The 17,385-nt window shown below is 69.5% G+C and carries 9 protein-coding genes and 2 pseudogenes; 8 read left to right on the forward strand and 3 right to left on the reverse strand.

What is annotated here, in order from left to right:
• The first annotated feature begins 445 nt into the window (after positions 1-445).
• The 5 genes from KPL60_RS21680 (at position 446) to KPL60_RS21700 (ending at position 8,830) form a co-directional block, all read left to right on the forward strand.
• On the forward strand, positions 446-1,141 hold the full coding sequence (locus KPL60_RS21680) for a thioredoxin domain-containing protein (protein WP_226367018.1): 696 nt from the start codon (positions 446-448) through the stop codon (positions 1,139-1,141).
• Positions 1,142-1,930: 789 nt separating this feature from the next.
• Positions 1,931-3,685: a cytochrome c oxidase subunit I gene (gene ctaD / locus KPL60_RS21685; RefSeq protein WP_226367019.1), complete on the forward strand. Its 1,755-nt coding sequence runs from the start codon at positions 1,931-1,933 to the stop codon at positions 3,683-3,685.
• Positions 3,686-3,690: 5 nt separating this feature from the next.
• Positions 3,691-5,994, forward strand: coding sequence for a cation-translocating P-type ATPase (locus KPL60_RS21690; RefSeq protein ID WP_226367020.1), 2,304 nt, complete (start codon positions 3,691-3,693; stop codon positions 5,992-5,994).
• Positions 5,991-7,862 (forward strand): cytochrome c oxidase assembly protein, encoded by a 1,872-nt coding sequence (locus KPL60_RS34800; RefSeq protein ID WP_226367021.1) that lies wholly within the window; start codon positions 5,991-5,993, stop codon positions 7,860-7,862. The genes KPL60_RS21690 and KPL60_RS34800 overlap by 4 nt, the downstream gene beginning before the upstream one ends.
• Positions 7,859-8,830, forward strand: a complete 972-nt coding sequence (locus KPL60_RS21700) for a cytochrome c oxidase assembly protein (RefSeq protein WP_226367022.1) — start codon at positions 7,859-7,861, stop codon at positions 8,828-8,830. The genes KPL60_RS34800 and KPL60_RS21700 overlap by 4 nt, the downstream gene beginning before the upstream one ends.
• Positions 8,831-8,834: 4 nt before the next feature.
• Here the strand turns inward: KPL60_RS21700 and KPL60_RS21705 are convergent, their stop codons facing one another.
• Positions 8,835-9,569 carry a hypothetical protein gene (locus KPL60_RS21705; RefSeq protein ID WP_226367023.1) on the reverse strand — a complete coding sequence of 245 codons (735 nt, stop codon included), beginning with the start codon at positions 9,567-9,569 and terminating at the stop codon, positions 8,835-8,837.
• A gap of 603 nt (positions 9,570-10,172) precedes the next feature.
• Here KPL60_RS21705 and KPL60_RS21710 point away from each other — a divergent pair.
• Both KPL60_RS21710 and KPL60_RS21715 read left to right on the forward strand, forming a co-directional pair.
• Positions 10,173-10,460 (forward strand): hypothetical protein, encoded by a 288-nt coding sequence (locus tag KPL60_RS21710; RefSeq protein ID WP_226367024.1) that lies wholly within the window; start codon positions 10,173-10,175, stop codon positions 10,458-10,460.
• A gap of 57 nt (positions 10,461-10,517) precedes the next feature.
• A pseudogene (locus tag KPL60_RS21715) lies at positions 10,518-11,776 on the forward strand (IS256 family transposase).
• Positions 11,777-11,904: 128 nt separating this feature from the next.
• Here the strand turns inward: KPL60_RS21715 and KPL60_RS21720 are convergent.
• Positions 11,905-13,145: pseudogene (locus tag KPL60_RS21720) on the reverse strand (IS256 family transposase).
• Between the two features lie 430 nt (positions 13,146-13,575).
• On the opposite strand from KPL60_RS21720, the gene KPL60_RS21725 reads away from it, so the two are divergent.
• Complete coding sequence (locus tag KPL60_RS21725) at positions 13,576-14,787, forward strand: IS256 family transposase (protein ID WP_226367082.1); 1,212 nt, start codon at positions 13,576-13,578, stop codon at positions 14,785-14,787.
• Positions 14,788-15,186: 399 nt separating this feature from the next.
• Here KPL60_RS21725 and KPL60_RS21730 read toward each other — a convergent pair whose 3' ends face one another.
• Positions 15,187-17,376 (reverse strand): bifunctional SulP family inorganic anion transporter/carbonic anhydrase, encoded by a 2,190-nt coding sequence (locus KPL60_RS21730; RefSeq protein ID WP_226367025.1) that lies wholly within the window; start codon positions 17,374-17,376, stop codon positions 15,187-15,189.
• Between the last annotated feature and the right edge of the window lie 9 nt (positions 17,377-17,385).

A 17,385-nucleotide genomic window follows, 5' to 3' on the forward strand; every position in this document is an offset into this window, starting at 1 on the left:
CCCGTGGCGATGGGATGTCTGCCGGGCTCCGAGGCCACCGCAGGTTCGGCGGACTCTGCAATCGGAGCCTCGGCGACCGCGGTGGTGCTCACTTCCGCAGAGCAGGATCACGACGTCTGCCCGTTGCAGCCTCTCTGTCCGCACGATGCGGGGCAGGACCATGCCACCGACGACGCCCCGCCGCGCCCGGCTGGCCTAGCTGCGCAGGATCTGCTGTGTCCGTCGGCCCAGGGCGTCGACGGGATCCGCGGGGAGTCCGGGACGGCCGCAGTCCCACGCGGCGAGCCGATCGTTCTTCCCGCCGTCCGCACGCCGGTCTCGGTCCTCTGCGTCGACCGGAACTGAACGACCGCACGAGCCGGCGCCTGTGCGTCCCACCATCGGCCCGCCCGTCAGTTCAGTCCCGATACCCGCGGCCCCACAGCCGCAGAGCCCGAGGTCTCCCATGTCCCGCAAGACCCGCACGCGTTCGACGCCCTCGCTTCCCGCCAAGGGCGGGATGTCCAACCTGAAGTTCTCCCTGATCATCGTTGTGGTGTTCGTCGTCGGAGTCGGCGCCCTGTTCGGCATCAGCCGCTTCAACGCCGACGACACGTCGGATGCTGCGGCGGTTGCCGTCCGGGAGAATAGCCTGAGGCTGTCGAGTGCACCGGGCGCCACCGTCGACTTCGTCGAGTTCCTCGACTTCGAATGCGAGGCGTGTGGCGCTGCCTACCCCGCGATCGAGCAGTTGCGCCAGGAGTACGGCGGCCGTGTCAATTTCGTCATCCGGTACTTCCCGGTGCAGAGCCACGCCAACGCCGAGCGGGCCGCTCGCGCCGTCGAGGCCGCTGCACAGCAGGGCGCGCTCGAGCCGATGTACAAGCGGATGTACGAGACACAGGCCCAGTGGGGGGAGCAGCAGGTGCCGATGGACGATCGGTTCCGCGGCTACGCCCGTGATCTGGGCCTGGACCTGGTCCGCTTCGAGGTCGCATACAACGACCCGGCCACCACGGATCGTATCGACGCCGACCGGAGCGACGGCCTGAGCCTGGGAGTGCAGGGCACCCCGACGTTCTTCGTGAACGGCGAGCGAGTCACAGTCCAGACCTTCGACGATCTGCGCCGGGCCCTCGACGATGCGCTCGCCGCGAGCTGAGGCTAGTCGCCGGGCGACCCCGTCGGTGCCTGCCGTGCCGACCGGACTGACCGTGCTGAGCTGCGCGGTCGTCGCTGCCTGGGCCTGCCTGCGGTTCACCGCCACGAACGACCGGGGTACCTCGGCCCCCGGTCGTCGCCGGTGATGCACGGGAGCGACGAGCTGATGTGCGCAGGGACCGCATATTCTACGCTGTGTCGGAGTTCGAGGGAGCCGACGGTGGAGCTGGTCACGTGATGTCGAATCGGGGTGCGGTCGTGCTGGCCGTTCTCGGCGCGCTCCTGGGCCTGCTGGCACTGCACCCGTTGTCGGCGGCGTATACGGGAGTGGCACCGCATCCGCCTGCGGTGACCGCGGAGCCCGCCTCCGCTCCAGCTGCGTCGTCGACACTCGACGCCGCCGGACATGTGGTGGGGTGTCCGGAGTCGCTGGCCGATAGGCATCCTGCGCCGCTGTCGCCGAGCCGTGACGACGATCGGCCGATGCCCACGCTCGTGGGCACGGTGGCGGCGACGGCCCCTGCCGGGTGGGCATCGGCTCTACGGTCGCCGAGCACTGCAGAACCACCTGCGCTCGCGGGGGCACGTCTCCTGATCGGGATCTGCGTCTCCCGGACGTAGAGGTACCCGCGACTTTTGCCTCGCCTGTCGCCGTCCCGCGCGGTCCTCCGCGTGGATGCCCCTCGGCGTCGGTCGTCCCGACGACCGCCGCCCCTGCTCTGTTCCGCGCCCGGATCCGGCACGTCGTCGACGACCCGGATTGCCGCACGGAGCCGAAAGGACTCCAACGATGACCCAGGTCGGTCCACGGCCGGTCACTGCGCGCCCCTACCTGGAGCGCAGGACCGGCAAGGGATCCACGTTCCTCAGGATGCTGAGGACGACGGATCCGAAGGACATCGCGATCCTGTACCTCTGCACGTCGTTCGCGTTCTTCGCGGTCGGCGGCGTGATGGCGCTGCTGATCCGCGCCGAGCTCGCGCGCCCGGAGCTGCAGTTCCTGTCGACCGAGCAGTACAACCAGCTCTTCACGATGCACGGCACGATCATGCTGCTGCTGTTCGCGACGCCGATCGTCTTCGGCTTCGCGAACTACATCGTCCCGCTGCAGATCGGGGCGCCCGACGTGGCGTTCCCCCGGTTGAACTCGTTCTCCTACTGGCTGTACCTGTTCGGCGGCATCATCGTCGTCTCCGGCTTCCTGACCCCGGGCGGCGCGGCGGACTTCGGCTGGTTCGCCTACACCCCGCTGTCGGACGCGGTGCGGTCGCCGGGGCCGGGCGGTGACCTCTGGATCATGGGTCTGGTCGTCTCCGGGCTGGGCACGATCCTCGGTGGCGTCAACTTCGTGACGACCATCGTCTGCATGCGCGCGCCGGGCATGACGATGTTCCGGATGCCGATCTTCACCTGGAACATCTTCATCACCGCGCTGCTGGTGCTGATCGCGTTCCCGATCCTGACCGCCGCGCTGCTCGCGCTGGCCGCGGACCGCCACCTCGGCGCCCAGATCTTCAACCCCGCCAACGGCGGTGTGGTGCTCTGGCAGCACCTGTTCTGGTTCTTCGGCCATCCGGAGGTCTACATCGTGGCGCTGCCGTTCTTCGGCATCGTGTCCGAGATCTTCCCGGTGTTCGCCCGCAAGCCGATCTTCGGTTACAAGGGCCTGGTCTTCGCGACCATCGCCATCGCGGCGCTGTCGGTCGCGGTGTGGGCGCACCACATGTACGCCACCGGCGCGATCATGCTCTCGTTCTTCGCCTTCACCACGTTCCTCATCGCGATCCCGACGGGCGTCAAGTTCGTCAACTGGATCGGCACCTTGTGGAAGGGCAAGATCACCTACGAGACGCCGATGCTGTTCTCGGTCGGCTTCCTGGTCACGTTCCTCTTCGGCGGCCTGACCGGCATCCTGCTCGCGATGCCGCCGGTGGACTTCCACGTGTCGGACACCTACTTCGTGGTCGCGCACTTCCACTACGTGCTCTACGGCACGATCGTGTTCGCGACCTTCGGCGGGATCTACTTCTGGTTCCCGAAGATGACCGGCCGCTTCCTCGACGAGAAGCTCGGCAAGATCCACTTCTGGCTGACCTTCGTCGGGTTCCACCTGACCTTCCTGGTGCAGCACTGGCTGGGCAACGAGGGGATGCCGCGCCGGTACGCCGACTACCTGCCCTCCGACGGGTTCACGGTGCTGAACACGATCTCCTCGATCGGTGCGTTCGTGCTCGGTGCCTCGACGCTGCCGTTCTTCTACAACGTGTTCAAGAGCTACCGGTACGGGCGGGTCTGCGAGGTCGACGACCCGTGGGGATTCGGCAACTCGCTGGAGTGGGCGACCAGCTCGCCGCCGCCGCGGCACAACTTCACCGAGCTGCCCCGGATCCGCTCCGAGCGCCCGGCGTTCGACCTGCACTACCCGCACCTGGTGCAGCGTGCCCGCGCGGAGGCCCACGTCGGCGGTAGAGCACACCCGAGTGAGGTACTGGCCCACGAGGTCGGCAAGGAGTCCATGCCTACCGACGACCCGAAGGAGAACTGAGAGGCGTGGAGGAGCAACGCCGATCGACCAGCCCCGGGAGCGCGTCCGGGACCGTCGGGCACAACGGTGACAGGGCCGGGCCGGTGGAGGTCCACCAACTCGCGATCGGAGGGATGACGTGCGCGGCCTGTGCCGGGCGGGTCGAGCGGAAGCTGAACCGGATCGACGGGGTGCAGGCAACGGTCAACCTCGCCACCGAGCATGCGCGGGTGGTCGCTCCGGCCGGCACCGGTGTGCGCGCGCTGGCCGACGCCGTGCAACGGTCGGGCTACACCGCCCGCCCGATGAACGCGGTCGAGGCATCCAAGGGCGCCGGGGCCGCGTCCCGGACTCGTGACCTGCGACGTCGGCTGGCCGTCGCCGCGGTGCTCGCGATGCCGCTGGCGGACCTGTCGCTGGCGCTGTCGTTGTTCCCCGAGCTGCGCTTCCCGGGCTGGGAGTGGGCGTTCCTGGCGCTGGCGCTGCCGATGGTGCTCTGGTGCGGGTGGCCCTTCCACCGGGCGGCGTGGGCCGCGGCCCGACACGGCGGTGCCACGATGGACACACTGGTCTCGGTCGGCACCCTCGCCGCGACGGCATGGTCGTTGTGGATCATGCTGCGCGGCGGGGCCGCGCAGCCGGGATTCGGCACCGGTTGGGCGGCGCTGACCCGGACCGAGGACGCGCTCTACCTCGACGTCGCCGCGGTAGTGATCACCTTCCTGCTCGCCGGCCGCTACTTCGAAGCCCGGGCGAAACATTCGGCCGGGTCGGCGTTGCGAGCCCTGCTCGGCTGGGCGGCGAAGGACGTCGAGGTGGTGCGCGGCGGCGAGACCTTCCGCGTACCAGTCGGCGAGCTTCGGATCGATGACCGCTTCACCGTGCGCCCCGGCGAGAAGGTGGCCGCCGACGGCGTCGTCGAACGGGGGCGCTCCGCCGTGGACACCGCGGTGATCACCGGCGAGTCCGTACCTCGAGAGATCGGCCCCGGTGACCCGGTCGTCGGCGGCACGATCAACACCGCCGGGCATCTGCTGGTCGTCGCGACACACGTCGGGGCCTCGACCCGGCTGGCCCGGATGACCCGACTGGTTGAACAGGCTCAGGACGGCAAGTCCGGTGCGCAGCGACTCGCCGATCGTGTGTCCGCCGTGTTCGTGCCCGCCGTACTGGCCCTCGCCATGACCACATTCGGCGGGTGGTTGGTGCTCGGCCCGTCCACCGCGGCCGCGATGACGGCCGCGCTGGCCGTGCTCGTCGTCGCCTGCCCGTGCGCCCTCGGTCTGGCCACCCCGACCGCTCTGCTGGTCGGCACCGGGCGCGGCGCGCGGCTCGGGGTGTTCCTGAAGGGACCGGAGGCACTGGAGTCGACCCGGCGCATCGACACCGTGGTATTCGACAAGACCGGCACCCTGACCGAGGGGAAACTTCAGCTCGACGCCGTTGTTCCGGCGCACGGAGAGCAGGCCGCCTCGGTGTTGCAGCACGCCGCGGCCGTCGAGCGTTCCTCCGAGCATCCGATCGCGGCCGCGCTGCTCGCGGCCGCACCCACGGTCGAGCGGGCCCGCGGGTTCACCGCAGTGGCCGGGCTCGGCGCCCGCGGCAGCGTCGACGGTGTCGAGGTACTCGTCGGCAGCCCCCGCATGCTCGCCGAACACGGGTACGAGATGCCCCACGAGCTCAGAACCGAGCAGAACCGAGCCGAACAGACGGGGGCCACCGTCGTCGCCGTCGGCTGGACGGGCCGGGTCCGGGGGCTCTGTACGGTCACCGACCGGATCCGGTCGAGCGCGCCGGCGGCTGTCGCGGCCTTGCGCGGGCTCGGGATCGAGCCCGTCATCGTGACCGGGGACAATCCGCGTAGTGCCGCTGCGGTGGCCGCTGCCGTCGGCGTCGACCGAGTGGTGTCCGAGGCGATGCCTGAGGACAAGGTCGACCGTGTCCGGCTGCTGCAGGAGGCCGGCCGCGCGGTCGCGGTCGTCGGCGACGGCATCAACGACGGCGCTGCGCTGGCCGCCGCGGACCTGGGGATCGCGGTCGGCAGCGGCACCGACGTGGCCATCGAGGCTGCCGACGTCGTCCTCGGTCGTGACGACCTGGCCGCGGTGGCGGACGCGATCGAGCTGGCCCGTCGCACCCACGGCACGATCGTGAGCAACCTGCGGTGGGCGTTCGGCTACAACATCGCCGCGCTACCGCTGGCCGTGGCAGGCCTGCTGAGCCCCTTGATCGCTGGGCTGGCCATGGTGCTCTCGTCGGTGTTCGTGGTGTCGCAGAGCCTGCGGCTGCGCCGGTTCGTCCCGTCCGGACAGGCAGGAACCGCAGCGTGACCGCGGTGCAGCACCGACGCGGCGCAGCGGCCCGCGACCGCTGGTCCTGGCTGGCGTGGTGGCTGCCCGTCGCGGCGGTGACCGGTCTGGTGGCGGCTGCGGTGGCACCCGACATCGCCGTGCTGTTCGGCTACCGTTCGCTCGGGCCGGCCGCGGCGATCGGCCAGCCGCTGGCTCGCACGCTCGCCGCGGGCGCGGCCTCGGTCGCTGCGGCCGGGCTGATCACCGCGGTGATCCACGCGCCGGGCTCCGGCCAGGGGGCGCTGAGCCTCACCGGATACGCGGCGATGCGGGTGGTGCGTCCAGCGACCGCGGTGTTCACCGTGGCCGCAGCCACGATCGCGGTGCTGACAGTCGCGGAGTCGATCGGGCTCAGTCCCGCTGCGCTGCTCTCCGCCCCCCCGATATTTCTGCTGGGCCTGGTCACGGTCGAGGCCGCGGCCGGCTGGGCCCTCGCCGCCGTATTGCTGGCCCTCGTCGGAGTCGTCGCCCGGACGGTTCTCACCTGGCGGGGCGCGACGTGGCTGTTCGTCCTGTTTCTCGCCGGCCTCGTCGTTCCGCCTGCGACCGCGGTGTCGAACTCGGAGCGCTCGCACGACTGGTACGGCGATGCCGTCACCGTTCATGTCGTGGCGGCGGCCCTGTGGATCGGCAGCGCGGTGGCGATCTGGTGGCTCGCGCGCCCCGGCCCGGTCGGTGAAATCGCATGGCGCCGCCATGGACGCCTTGCCACCGGCGCCGCGCTCACGCTCGTACTCAGCGGTGCCGTCCCGTTCGCCCTCGACGTCGGGCTCACCGGACTGACCAGCGGATACGGGCTGCTCGTCATCGGCAGCTCGGTGATGCTGGTCGCGGCACTCGTCGCGGTCGGGCTATGGCGAGGTGCTCCGGTCCGGATCCGCCTGGCGATCGAACTGGTGCTGCTCACCGCTGCGGCGGCCGCAGGGGCGATGATGACCCGTCTGGTCCCGCCGCAGGCCCGCGTTCCCGAGGCGCTCGACGCCGACAGGTTGGTGTTCCTACTGGGCTATGAGCTGCCCGACCAGCTCGGCTGGCCCGAGCTCGCCGGGGTGTGGCGGATCGACCTGCTCTTCGCCCCGGCCGCCGCAGTGGGCCTGGTCCTCTACGTGCGCACGGTCCGCCGCGTGCACCGATCCGGTGGCTCCTGGCCGGTGCACCGCACCATGCTGTGGATCGCCGGATGTGTCACGGTGCTCGTGGCGACCTCCTCCGGCATCGGCGCCTACTCGACCGCCGTCTTCGGCGTCCACCTGCTCGGACACGCGCTGCTGTCCACCGTCGCTCCGCTACTGCTCGTGGGGGGACATCCGCTCACGCTCGTCCGTGCAGGCGCCTCAACCGGGATGGTCGACCGGGTCACGGCTCTGACCACCGACGGGCCGCTGCAGTGGCTGCGCAACCCGGCGGCCGCGTGGTGCCTCGCCGCGGTCGCGTCGTTCGGCGTGTACGCCTCGGGCCTGTTCGAGGCCGTGGTGCTCGAGCACTGGTCGCATCCGGTCATGGACGCCGTGGCGCTGGGCACAGGGCTGCTGCTGTTCCGGTCGGTGCTCGGGGCACGCGAGGATGACCAGCCTGCTTTCGTCCGACTCGGCATGCTGTTCGCCGTCATGATGCTGCACGCCGGTTTCGCGATCTGGCTGCTGCTGCGGGCCGAACCGGTGGCGGGACCGTTCTACGCCGCGCTCGCGATGCCCTTCGTCCCCGACCTGCTCGCCGCGCAGCGTCAGGGCGCGGTGCTGGCCTGGGTGGTGTCCGATGTCGCGATGGTCGCGGCAGCCGCGGGCGTCGTCTGCTCGTGGGACCGAGAAGGCACGAGCCCGGCAGCTGCCCCGGAGGTGAGTTCGTGATCGGCGGCGTTCCGGCGGGCCTGCCGCCTCAGGACCCTCCACCGCTGACGGTGGAGACGATGCTGCTGAGCTGGACGTTCGACCCGGTCGTCCTGGTGCCGCTGATACTCGCCGGCCTGCTCTACCTGTGGGGTGTCGGGAGGCTGCGGCGGCGGGGCGATGTGTGGCCACTGCGCCGTAGCGCGTTGTTCGGGCTCGGACTCGTTCTGGCGGTCGTCGGGATGGCCTCGTCGCTCGGGGTCTATGACCGGGTCTTGTTCTCCGTGCCCGCTGTCCAGCACATGGTGTTGCAGATGATCGCGCCGGTGGGGCTGGCGCTGGGCGCCCCGGTGAGCCTGGCACTGCGGGCGCTCCCGGTCTCGGCGCGGCGAGTCCTGCTCGCGGTGCTGCACAGCCGGTGGAGCCGGGTCGTGTCGCATCCCGGGGCCGCTTTCGCGATCTTCGCGATCACCCAGTTCGTGTTCTACTACACCCCGCTCTACGCGCTGTCGCTGACCGACATGTGGGTCCACGACTTCATGCACCTGCACTTCGTGGCTGTCGGGTTCCTGTTCTACTGGGCGCTGCTCGGGGTGGACCCGACCCCGCACCGGGTCCGGTTCAGCCTGAAGATGATCCTGGTCGTGGGCATGGGCCCGCTGCACATCCTGCTCGGCGTCCCGATCATGATGACGAGCACACTGTTCGCTGCGGAGTACTACACCTCGCTGGGCCGCGACTGGGGGCCCACGCTGCTCGACGACCAGCACCTGGGCGGCGCGATCCTCTGGGGGTTCGGCGACATCGCCGCCATCGGACTGATCGGGGCCTTCGTCCGGCAGTGGTTCGCCTCCGACGAGCGCGCAGCACGCCGGACCGACCGTCAGCTCGACCGCCTCTACAGGGACGAGCCCACGCTGCGACCGTGGTGGCTGACCCGCGACGAGGACACCCCCGACGTCCTCGGACCGCAACGGGACGGCTCGTGAGGTCTCAGTCGAACGAGACGTGCACGTGGTCCATGTGATTCGCAGTGGTCCCGCCCCGGTCTTCCTGCTGCTCCCAGCCGCTGCCGGTGTCGATGCGCTGCCGGTAGATCACATAGCTGATCCCGAGCTCGTCCATGTTCTGCCGGGCGTACTCGGCGAGTCGCTCACCGGTCGCGCGGTCGACCATGAAGTCCAACGCCTTGCCCTTCGGGTGGTCGGAGGCGTTGGCGCGGCCCGCGACGCCGTAGACGGTGTCGACCCCGAACATGCAGCGCAGCGCTTCACCCGCGATCGCGGTTCCGTCGGCGACGCCACCGAAACCTTCGGTGCCCGCAGCACAGCTACTCGGACCGCCTCCCGCCCCGCCTCTCTCCTGGTCCTCGGCGTCGTCGAGGCCCTGCGCGTCACGTCCGGCCTGCACTGCCTCGTCGACGGCAGAAGTGGCGGCACCGGCGATCGCGTCGACATCGATCGGCGGCGGCTCGGCCAGGGCCCGGACCGCCCCGTCCGACGGCGCAGGGGCAGTTGCGGCCGGGAGCCGGGTCGCCGGGGACGGCAAGGATTCGCCGGCCGGTGTGACGAACGCTTGGAGGGCGAGGTCTTCGACATGGACGGCGTCGCCGCTGAGGGCAACGTGTCCGGCGACGAGTCCACTGCCGGCCAGCGCCGAGGTCAGGATTCCGGCGGCGCTGCCGCGGTGTCGGGTCGGCTCGGGCCGGACAGCAGTGTCTCTGCTCACGTGGGTACGATGCGGTACCGGCCGGGCCGGGGAGCGCCGATCGTGCCCCGCGCTGCCGCGATGGTGCCTCGACACAGTGGGTCGCCTCTCGTCGATCGGGACCTGCGGCGCCCGCACGCGTGGGGAGCGGGGCGCGCACGACCAGAAGCCGTTACCGTTCTGACACTTACCTTATGTGTCGCAGACCTCGTAAGGCCGGCTATTGGGCAACACCGACGGTGACCGGTCGCGTGGATGCTGCGGGCGGAACACCGTTTCGGTCGGCCCCCCCCCCGCACGTGGCCGATCGGGTGACGTACCGGGGCACATCGCCGTACTATCAATGCACATATTCGTATGTGTTGATGGGCGACGGTGATGGGCCACTGTCACGGGCACGGCACGCAGAACGCGAGTACAGCCGGCCGGGCGTACACGAGACGACTGGCGACGGCGCTGGTGCACCGACATCACCGAATGATGCGCTAACTGAATCTCCCCAGTTCTGCTAGATCAACTTCCTTAGGTTGAGCACGGGTCCCGGCGTGGCGTCGAGGCCGAGTCAAGGCTTGCCGCTGAGCTGCCGGTGATGAGTGAGCACCGGCGGAGTGGTGGGAGGCCCGGGTGTTGTCCTGGGAGGCTGATGTGGAAGCGCACGCGCTTCGGGAGCAGGGCTGGACGGTCTCAGCGATCGCCCGGCATCTGGGCGATGACCGCAAGATCATCCGCGCGTACTTGTCCGGCGCACGGGTCCCCGAGCGGCGGGTCCGCCGGGAACCGACCCTGACCGATCCGTTCCTGGAGTACTGCCGGCTGCGGCTGGGCAGCGCGGGCGGCGGCGCGCTGCGGAGTGGCGTCCACCAAGGTGGTGTGCGACCCGGTCCTGGTCAGGGCCGTGGCGTAGAGGTGTAGGGCGGCCACCGCGTGATCTTCTGGAGACCTACCACCGTGCTTCAGGAGTTCCACGCGATGACCGCACCGTCCAGTATCGATCCTTCCGAGTTCCTGCACGAGCAGCTGGCCCAGGCGAGTCCGGATCTGCTGCGCCAGATGTTGACCACGTTCATCAACACGCTGATGTCTGTCGATGCCGACGCCGTGTGCGGCGCCGCCTGGGGCGAGCGCTCCGAGGCCCGCACGAACACCCGCAACGGGTACCGCCACCGCGACTTCGACACCCGCGCCGGCACAATCGGCGTCGCGATCCCCAAGCTGCGCAACGGCTCCTACTTCCCCGATTGGCTGTTGGAGCGCCGTCGCAGAGCTGAGCGGGCACTGACCACGGTGGTCGCGACCTGCTATCTGCTCGGGGTGTCGACCCGACGGATGGAGAAGCTCGTCGAGTCGCTCGGGATCACCCGGCTGTCGAGATCGCAGGTCTCGGTGATGGTCGCCGAGCTCGACGCGCAGGTCGAGCAGTTCCGGACCCGCCCACTCGACGCTGGGCCCTACACCTTCCTGGCCGCGGACGCGCTGGTGCTCAAGGTCCGCGAGGGCGGGCGAGTAGTGTCAACGTGCATGCCCTCCTGGCGACCGGGGTCAACGTCGACGGGCACCGGGAGATCCTCGGGCTGCAGGTCACCTCGGCCGAGGACGGAGCGGGCTGGCTCGGGTTCTTCCGCGACCTCACCGCCCGCGGCCTGACCGGGGTTCGGCTGGTCACCTCCGACGCTCACGCCGGACTGGTCCAGGCGATCGGGGCGACGCTGCCCGGGGCGGCCTGGCAGCGCTGCAGAACGCACTATGCGGCGAACCTGATGGCCGCGACCCCGAAGGCATCCTGGCCGTGGGTGCGCGCGCTTCTGCACTCGGTCTACGACCAGCCCGACGCCGCGAGCGTTCACGCCCAGTTCGACCGCGTCCTCGACGGGGTGACCGAGAAGCTGCCGAAGGTATCCGAGCACCTCGACCAAGCGCGCGCGGACGTCCTGGCGTTCACCTCGTTCCCGAAGGAGGTGTGGCGCCAGATCTGGTCGAACAACCCGAGCGAGCGACTGAACAGGGAGATCCGGCGGCGCACCGACGTCGTCGGGATCTTCCCGGACCGCGACTCGCTGATCCGCCTGGTCGGTGCAGTGTTGGCCGAGCAGCACGACGAGTGGGTCGAGGGACGGCGCTACCTCGGGCTCGAGGTTCTTGCCCGCTCCCGCGTCACCGCGGTCCCTGACACGGCTTCCAGCGGCGAGGAGGTGACCTCGACCGACACGATCCCGGCGATCAGCGCTTGACAGAGCCAGAAGATCACGCGGTAGTCGTCACACACCACGCCAGCGGACTTGACCCCGCCGGCAGGTCGCGTCCGCGGAGGTGGTGGATGGGGATAGCCACCGCGTGATCCTTCGCGGGTCATTCTAGGCTAGGCGCTGATCGCGCCGGCGGTCACCTCCTCGGACGCGGTCGGTCGCTCAACGACAGCTCGGGCCTTGGCCAGGACCTCGAGCCCGATGTAGCGGCGGGCCTCGGCCCATTCGTCGGTCTGCTCGGCCAACACTGCACCGACCAGGCGGATCACGGCGGTGCGGTCGGGGAAGATCCCGACGACGTCGGTGCGCCGGCGGATCTCCTTGTTCAACCGCTCCTGAGGGTTGTTCGACCAGATCTGGCGCCAGAGCTCCCGTGGAAACGTCGTGAATGCCAGCAGGTCGGCTCGGGCCTTGGCGAGATGCTCGGCCGCGGCCGGGAACTTCGCCTCCAGCCCATCGACGACCCGCTCGAACTGGGCATGCACCGACGCGGCATCGGGCTGGTCGAACACCGTGCGCAGCAGGGTGAGCACCCAGGGCTGGGCCGACTTCGGGACCTTCCCGGCGAGGTTGCGGGCGTAGTGGGTCCGGCACCGCTGCCACGCCGCCCCGAGCAGCGTGGCCTCGATCGCACCGACCAGGCCCTGGTGGGCATCAGAGGTCACCAACCCGCCCCCCGACAGGCCCCGAGCCACCAGCGAACGCAGGAACGCCAGCCAGCCCGCACCGTCCTCCCCGGACACGACATCGAGGCCGAGGACCTCACGTTGCCCGTCAGCGGTGACTCCGACCGCGACCAAGGTGTGCACGATCACCGTCCGCCCGTTCTCCCGCACCTTCTGAGTCAAGGCATCGAGCCAGAGGAACGTGTAAGGGCTGGCGTCGAGTGGACGTGATCGAACGCTTCGATTTGGGCGTCGAGGGACTTGGCCATCTCACTGACCTGCGACTTCGACAACTGCGTGATCCCCAGCTGCCCGACCAGCTTCTCCACCCGCCTCGTCGAGACCCCGAGCAGGTAGCTGGTGGCCACGACCGACACCAGCGCTTGTTCAGCCCGTCGACGGCGTTCGAGCAGCCACTCCGGAAAGTAGGTCCCGGTGCGCAGCTTCGGGATCGCCAGCTCCACCGTCCCCGCGCGGGTGTCCCAGTCCCGGGCCCGATAACCGTTGCGCGAGTTCACCCGCCCGTCGCTGCGCTCGCGATACCCGGCACCGCACACCGCGTCGGCCTCCGCGGACATCAACGCCTCCGCGAACCCCTTCACCATCGACCGAAGCAGGTCCGGACTCGCCTCGGCGAGCCGGTCATCGAGCCAGCCCACCACATCGTTCACACTGTCTGACGCGGCCATCGCGTCTCCTCCCTCGAGAACCAGAGCACTCGAAGGATCACGCGGTGGCCGTCTCACATCCCGACGCCACGCCGCTGAGCAGCAACTACGCCGTACACCACGTCCCTGGACGCAACCCCTGTGGGGTGATCAGTGACTGCCTCATCTCACAGGACTCGTTGCACTGACCGCTTGAATCCGCCCACAGGTGAGCCGTCCGGCTTTTTGAATTCCCCGCTGACGTGGTCCTTGTTCTTGCGGTACACCCGGAACGAGTGCCCGATGGGCGTTTGGGCCTGTGCGAGGAACGGTGGTTCCGGTCCGACACGCCGGGCCTTGAGGTCCAGCGAGATGGGCACTGTGAGTGATGGCATCAGACCCTGTGGGTTCAGCCAAGGATAGGAAGGGTTCGGGTCGGCAGCTCTCGCCCGAGCAGGCGGCTGCGGCGGCGATGGTGGTCGACGCGCGGGCGCGCGGGTTGGAGCTGACCGGCCCGGACGGGCTGTTGAAGCTGTTCACCAAAAACGTCCTGGAGACCGCGCTCGGCGAAGAGATGACCGAGCATCTCGGCCATGAGAAGAACCGGGTCGAACCGGGCCGCGAGTCGACGAACATCCGGAATGGTCACCGGTCGAAGACGGTCATCTCTGACGCGGTCGGCGAGGTCGCGATCGAGGTGCCGCGAGATCGGGACTCGACGTTCGAACCGCAGATCGTGCGGAAACGGCAACGACGACTCGGAGATGTCGACGAGATCGTGTTATCCCTGTATGCGAAGGGGTTGACGACCGGGGAGATCTCGGCGCATTTCTCAGAGATCTACGGCGCGTCGGTCTCGAAAGAGACGGTGTCGCGGATCACGGACTCGGTGGTCGCCGAGATGCAGGAATGGGTGTCGCGGCCACTGGATTCGGTATATGTCGCGGTGTTCGTGGACGCGATCATGGTCAAGGTCCGTGACGGCCAAGTCGCGAACCGGCCCGTCTACGCCGCGATCGGCGTCACCGTCGACGGCCGCAAAGACGTGCTGGGGCTGTGGGCCGGCACCGGTGGCGAGGGCGCGAAGTTCTGGCTCGGGGTGCTAACCGACCTGCGCAATCGCGGCGTGCGCGATGTGTTCTTCTTGGTCTGTGACGGGCTGAAAGGCCTGCCTGACGTGGTGGAGGACGTGTGGCCGCAGACCATCGTTCAGACGTGCATTGTGCATTTGATCAGGAATTCGTTCCGACTGACATCGCGGCGTGACACCGATGCAATCAAGCGTGGGATTCGTGCGATCTACACGGCGCCTACCGCCGACGCGGCGCTGGCCGCCCTCGATGGACTCGACGAGAAGTGGGGTCGCACCTATCCGGCGATGATCCGACTGTGGCATAACGCCTGGACAGAGTTCGTTCCGTTCCTCGACTACAACACCGAGATCCGCACGGTGTTGTGTTCAACGAATGCGATTGAATCGCTCAACGCCCGCTATCGGCGGGCGGTACGTGCGCGAGGTCATTTCCCGAGTGAGCAGGCAGCGTTGAAGTGCCTGTATCTTGTGACTCGCAGCCTTGACCCGACCGGTCAAGGCCGCGCACGGTGGACGATCCGTTGGAAGCCGGTGATCAACGCCTTCGCGATCACGTTCGGTGACCGCTGGCCGTCCGCCGAGCACTACTGACCAATAACGCCGGAACCACCGTTCCCGTTACAGACCCCTTGCCGTCGCGCGTCAGCCACGCCTGCTGGGAATCCAGGTCCATGCACGATCGTACCGTGGCCGAGCAGGGGGTGCCGGGAGTCACTGCTTCCGAGTGCGCTCGCCGCGCGGGCTCGCTGGCCTCGACATTGGCGTTCGCCAGTGCCGTACCGCCGAGTCCGAACCCGGTCGCGGCGACGACTCCGAGAACCATGGCCGCTCGGCGGCGGTGGCGTCTGATCACGGTGGTGGGCACTGTTGTCATCCATCCTGTCGTGGGTTGGTCGTGGGGTCGGGAATCGAGTTCGTCGTGTCGCGAGCGGACTCGGGGAAGTTCGGCGGGGTACCGGCCGCGGCGACAGCGCACGGCGGTTACCTCGTTCACGGGCGTGTCCATGGCTTGGTCCCACCGGCGTGGCCGGTGGCCTCGGCGATCGCGGAGGGGGCGGATCGGTCGCCTGCGGCCGGCTGCGTCGCCGGCCAGGTGACGCGTTCGAAGCGCTGCGCGCTGTCGTCGAGGACGAGCACCTCGGCCGTGGCGAGATCGTAGAAGAGGCCGAGGAGCCGGTTGTCGCCTCCGCGGGCATGGAGCTTGTCCAGCTGAACGGCCACGTTGACCATCGCCAACTGGTCGACGGGGCCGAACCCGTCCGCTGCTGCGGCGATTCCGACAGGATGCCCGAGACGCCATGCCCGCAGCGTCGGCTGGAGCCTGGCCAGCCAGAACCGCATCGCCGGGGTCAAGGCGTCCGGCCCGGTCAGCGCTCGAATCGCGTCACAGTCGGAGTGACCGCACACCGCGACGAGCGGAACCCCGAGTGGCGAGCCGGCGAACTGCACAGCCGCACGGGTCTCGACCTCGTCGACGAGGTTGCCGACGTTCTGCACGGTGAATACATCACCCGGCCCGCTGTGCGTGATCACGTGCGGCATCACCCGGGAGTCCGCGCAGCTGATCATCATCGCGGACGGCGACTGCCCGGAGGCCAGCTCGGACATCGTCGGGCGGATCTCGTCGGCGGTCCGCGCGTGGTAGGCGGCCACCCCGGCCAGCAGGGGGCCGCCCGGCCGGTTCTGCACCTCGTGACCGTCCTGCCACTGCGACCACCTCCCATACCGCAACCCGCCGACGCCTCCGTCGTTCGCCGTCGCGGCGTCGGCGGGCTCGATCAGCCGCACGGTCGCGCCGGTCGCGCGGTGGCGGGCCTGCCAGGCCAGCAGGTGGTCGTAGGCCGCGTGGTCGAGGTAATCCGTGACCAGGCGGACGGTGACGTCGGTGCCGGATGGGATCGCGTCCAGCTCACGGGCGAGCCGGGGCACGGCGAGGAAGGACAGCGATCCTTCGACGACGAGTTCCTTCGGCCCGCCGTCGGGGCCCTCCAGACGCGGGCGCGACCGCACGGCCCGCCACACCAGCAGCACCGCCGCCAGCCCGAGGCCGATCAGCACGCCCTCCAGAAGGTTCAGCGTGACGACGCCGAGCAGCGTGACCACGTAGACGGCGAGCTCCTTGTGCGTGCGCGCGGTGCGGATGTCCGCGGGCTTGACCAGCTGGATCCCTACGACGACGAGCAGGCCCGCGAGCCCGGCCATCGGCACCATCTCGATGACGCCGATCAGCCCGATGGCGAAGATCGCGATCCAGACCCCGTGCAGCACGGCCGATGCGTGGGTCCGTGCGCCGGCCCGGACGTTGGCCGAGCTTCTTACGATCACGCCGGTCACCGGTAGACCGCCGAGAATGCCGGACACGGTGTTCGCGGCGCCCTGCCCGAGCAGCTCACGGTCGGCGTTGGTGTGCAGGCCCGGGCGCATCCGCTCGACGGCGACGGCCGAGAGCAGGCTCTCCACGCTGGCGATCAGCGCGACGGTCAGCATGCCGCCGATCACGCCGGCCCAGTCGGACTGGGGCAGCATCGGCAGCGCCACGGCGTCGAGCAGCGAGCCCCCCAGCTCGACGCGGGTGACGTGCGGGAACGCCAGTGCGACCATGGTGGCGACGACAACGGCGACCAGCGCACCGGGAATGAGCGTCAGCTTGCCGGGCAGCTTCGGCCAGCTCAGCATGATCGCGACGACCAGCCCGCCGATCAGCAGCGTGGCGGGCGAGAGGTTCATCACCGAGCCCGGCAGTGCGGCCAGGCTGTCCAGCGCACCGGTCTGTGACTGCCCGCCGAACACGACGTTCAGCTGGGCCAGCGCGATGGTGACGCCGATGCCGGCGAGCATGCCGTGGACGACGGAGGGCGGGATGGCCTGCGCGAAGCGCGCGAGGCGGGTCAGGCCGAAGACGATCTGGATCAGGCCGGCGCCGGCGGTGATCAGGCAGGTGACCTGCCATCCGAACCGGTTGACGAGCTCGGCGACGATCACCGTCAGACCGGCTGCGGGCCCGCTGACCTGCAGCGGGGACCCGCCGAGCAGGCCGGCGACGACGGCGCCGACGACCGCTGCGATCAGCCCGGCCAGGATCGGCGCGCCGGAGGCGACGGCGATACCGAGCGAGAGCGGGACGGCGACGAGGAACACGACGATCGAGGCCGAGATGTCGGTCCGCGCGTGCGGGAACAACGACCTCAA

Origin of the sequence: Pseudonocardia sp. ICBG162 (assembly GCF_020496225.1) — a bacterium.
GTDB classification, from domain to species: Bacteria; Actinomycetota; Actinomycetes; order Mycobacteriales; family Pseudonocardiaceae; genus Pseudonocardia; species Pseudonocardia alni.

Bases quoted from the DNA above. Each gene is read 5' to 3' on its own strand.
- KPL60_RS21680 (WP_226367018.1), top strand. From the start codon at position 446: ATGTCCCGCAAGACCCGCACGCGTTCGACGCCCTCGCTTCCCGCCAAG.
- ctaD (WP_226367019.1), top strand. From the start codon at position 1,931: ATGACCCAGGTCGGTCCACGGCCGGTCACTGCGCGCCCCTACCTGGAG.
- KPL60_RS21725 (WP_226367082.1), top strand. From the start codon at position 13,576: ATGGTGGTCGACGCGCGGGCGCGCGGGTTGGAGCTGACCGGCCCGGAC.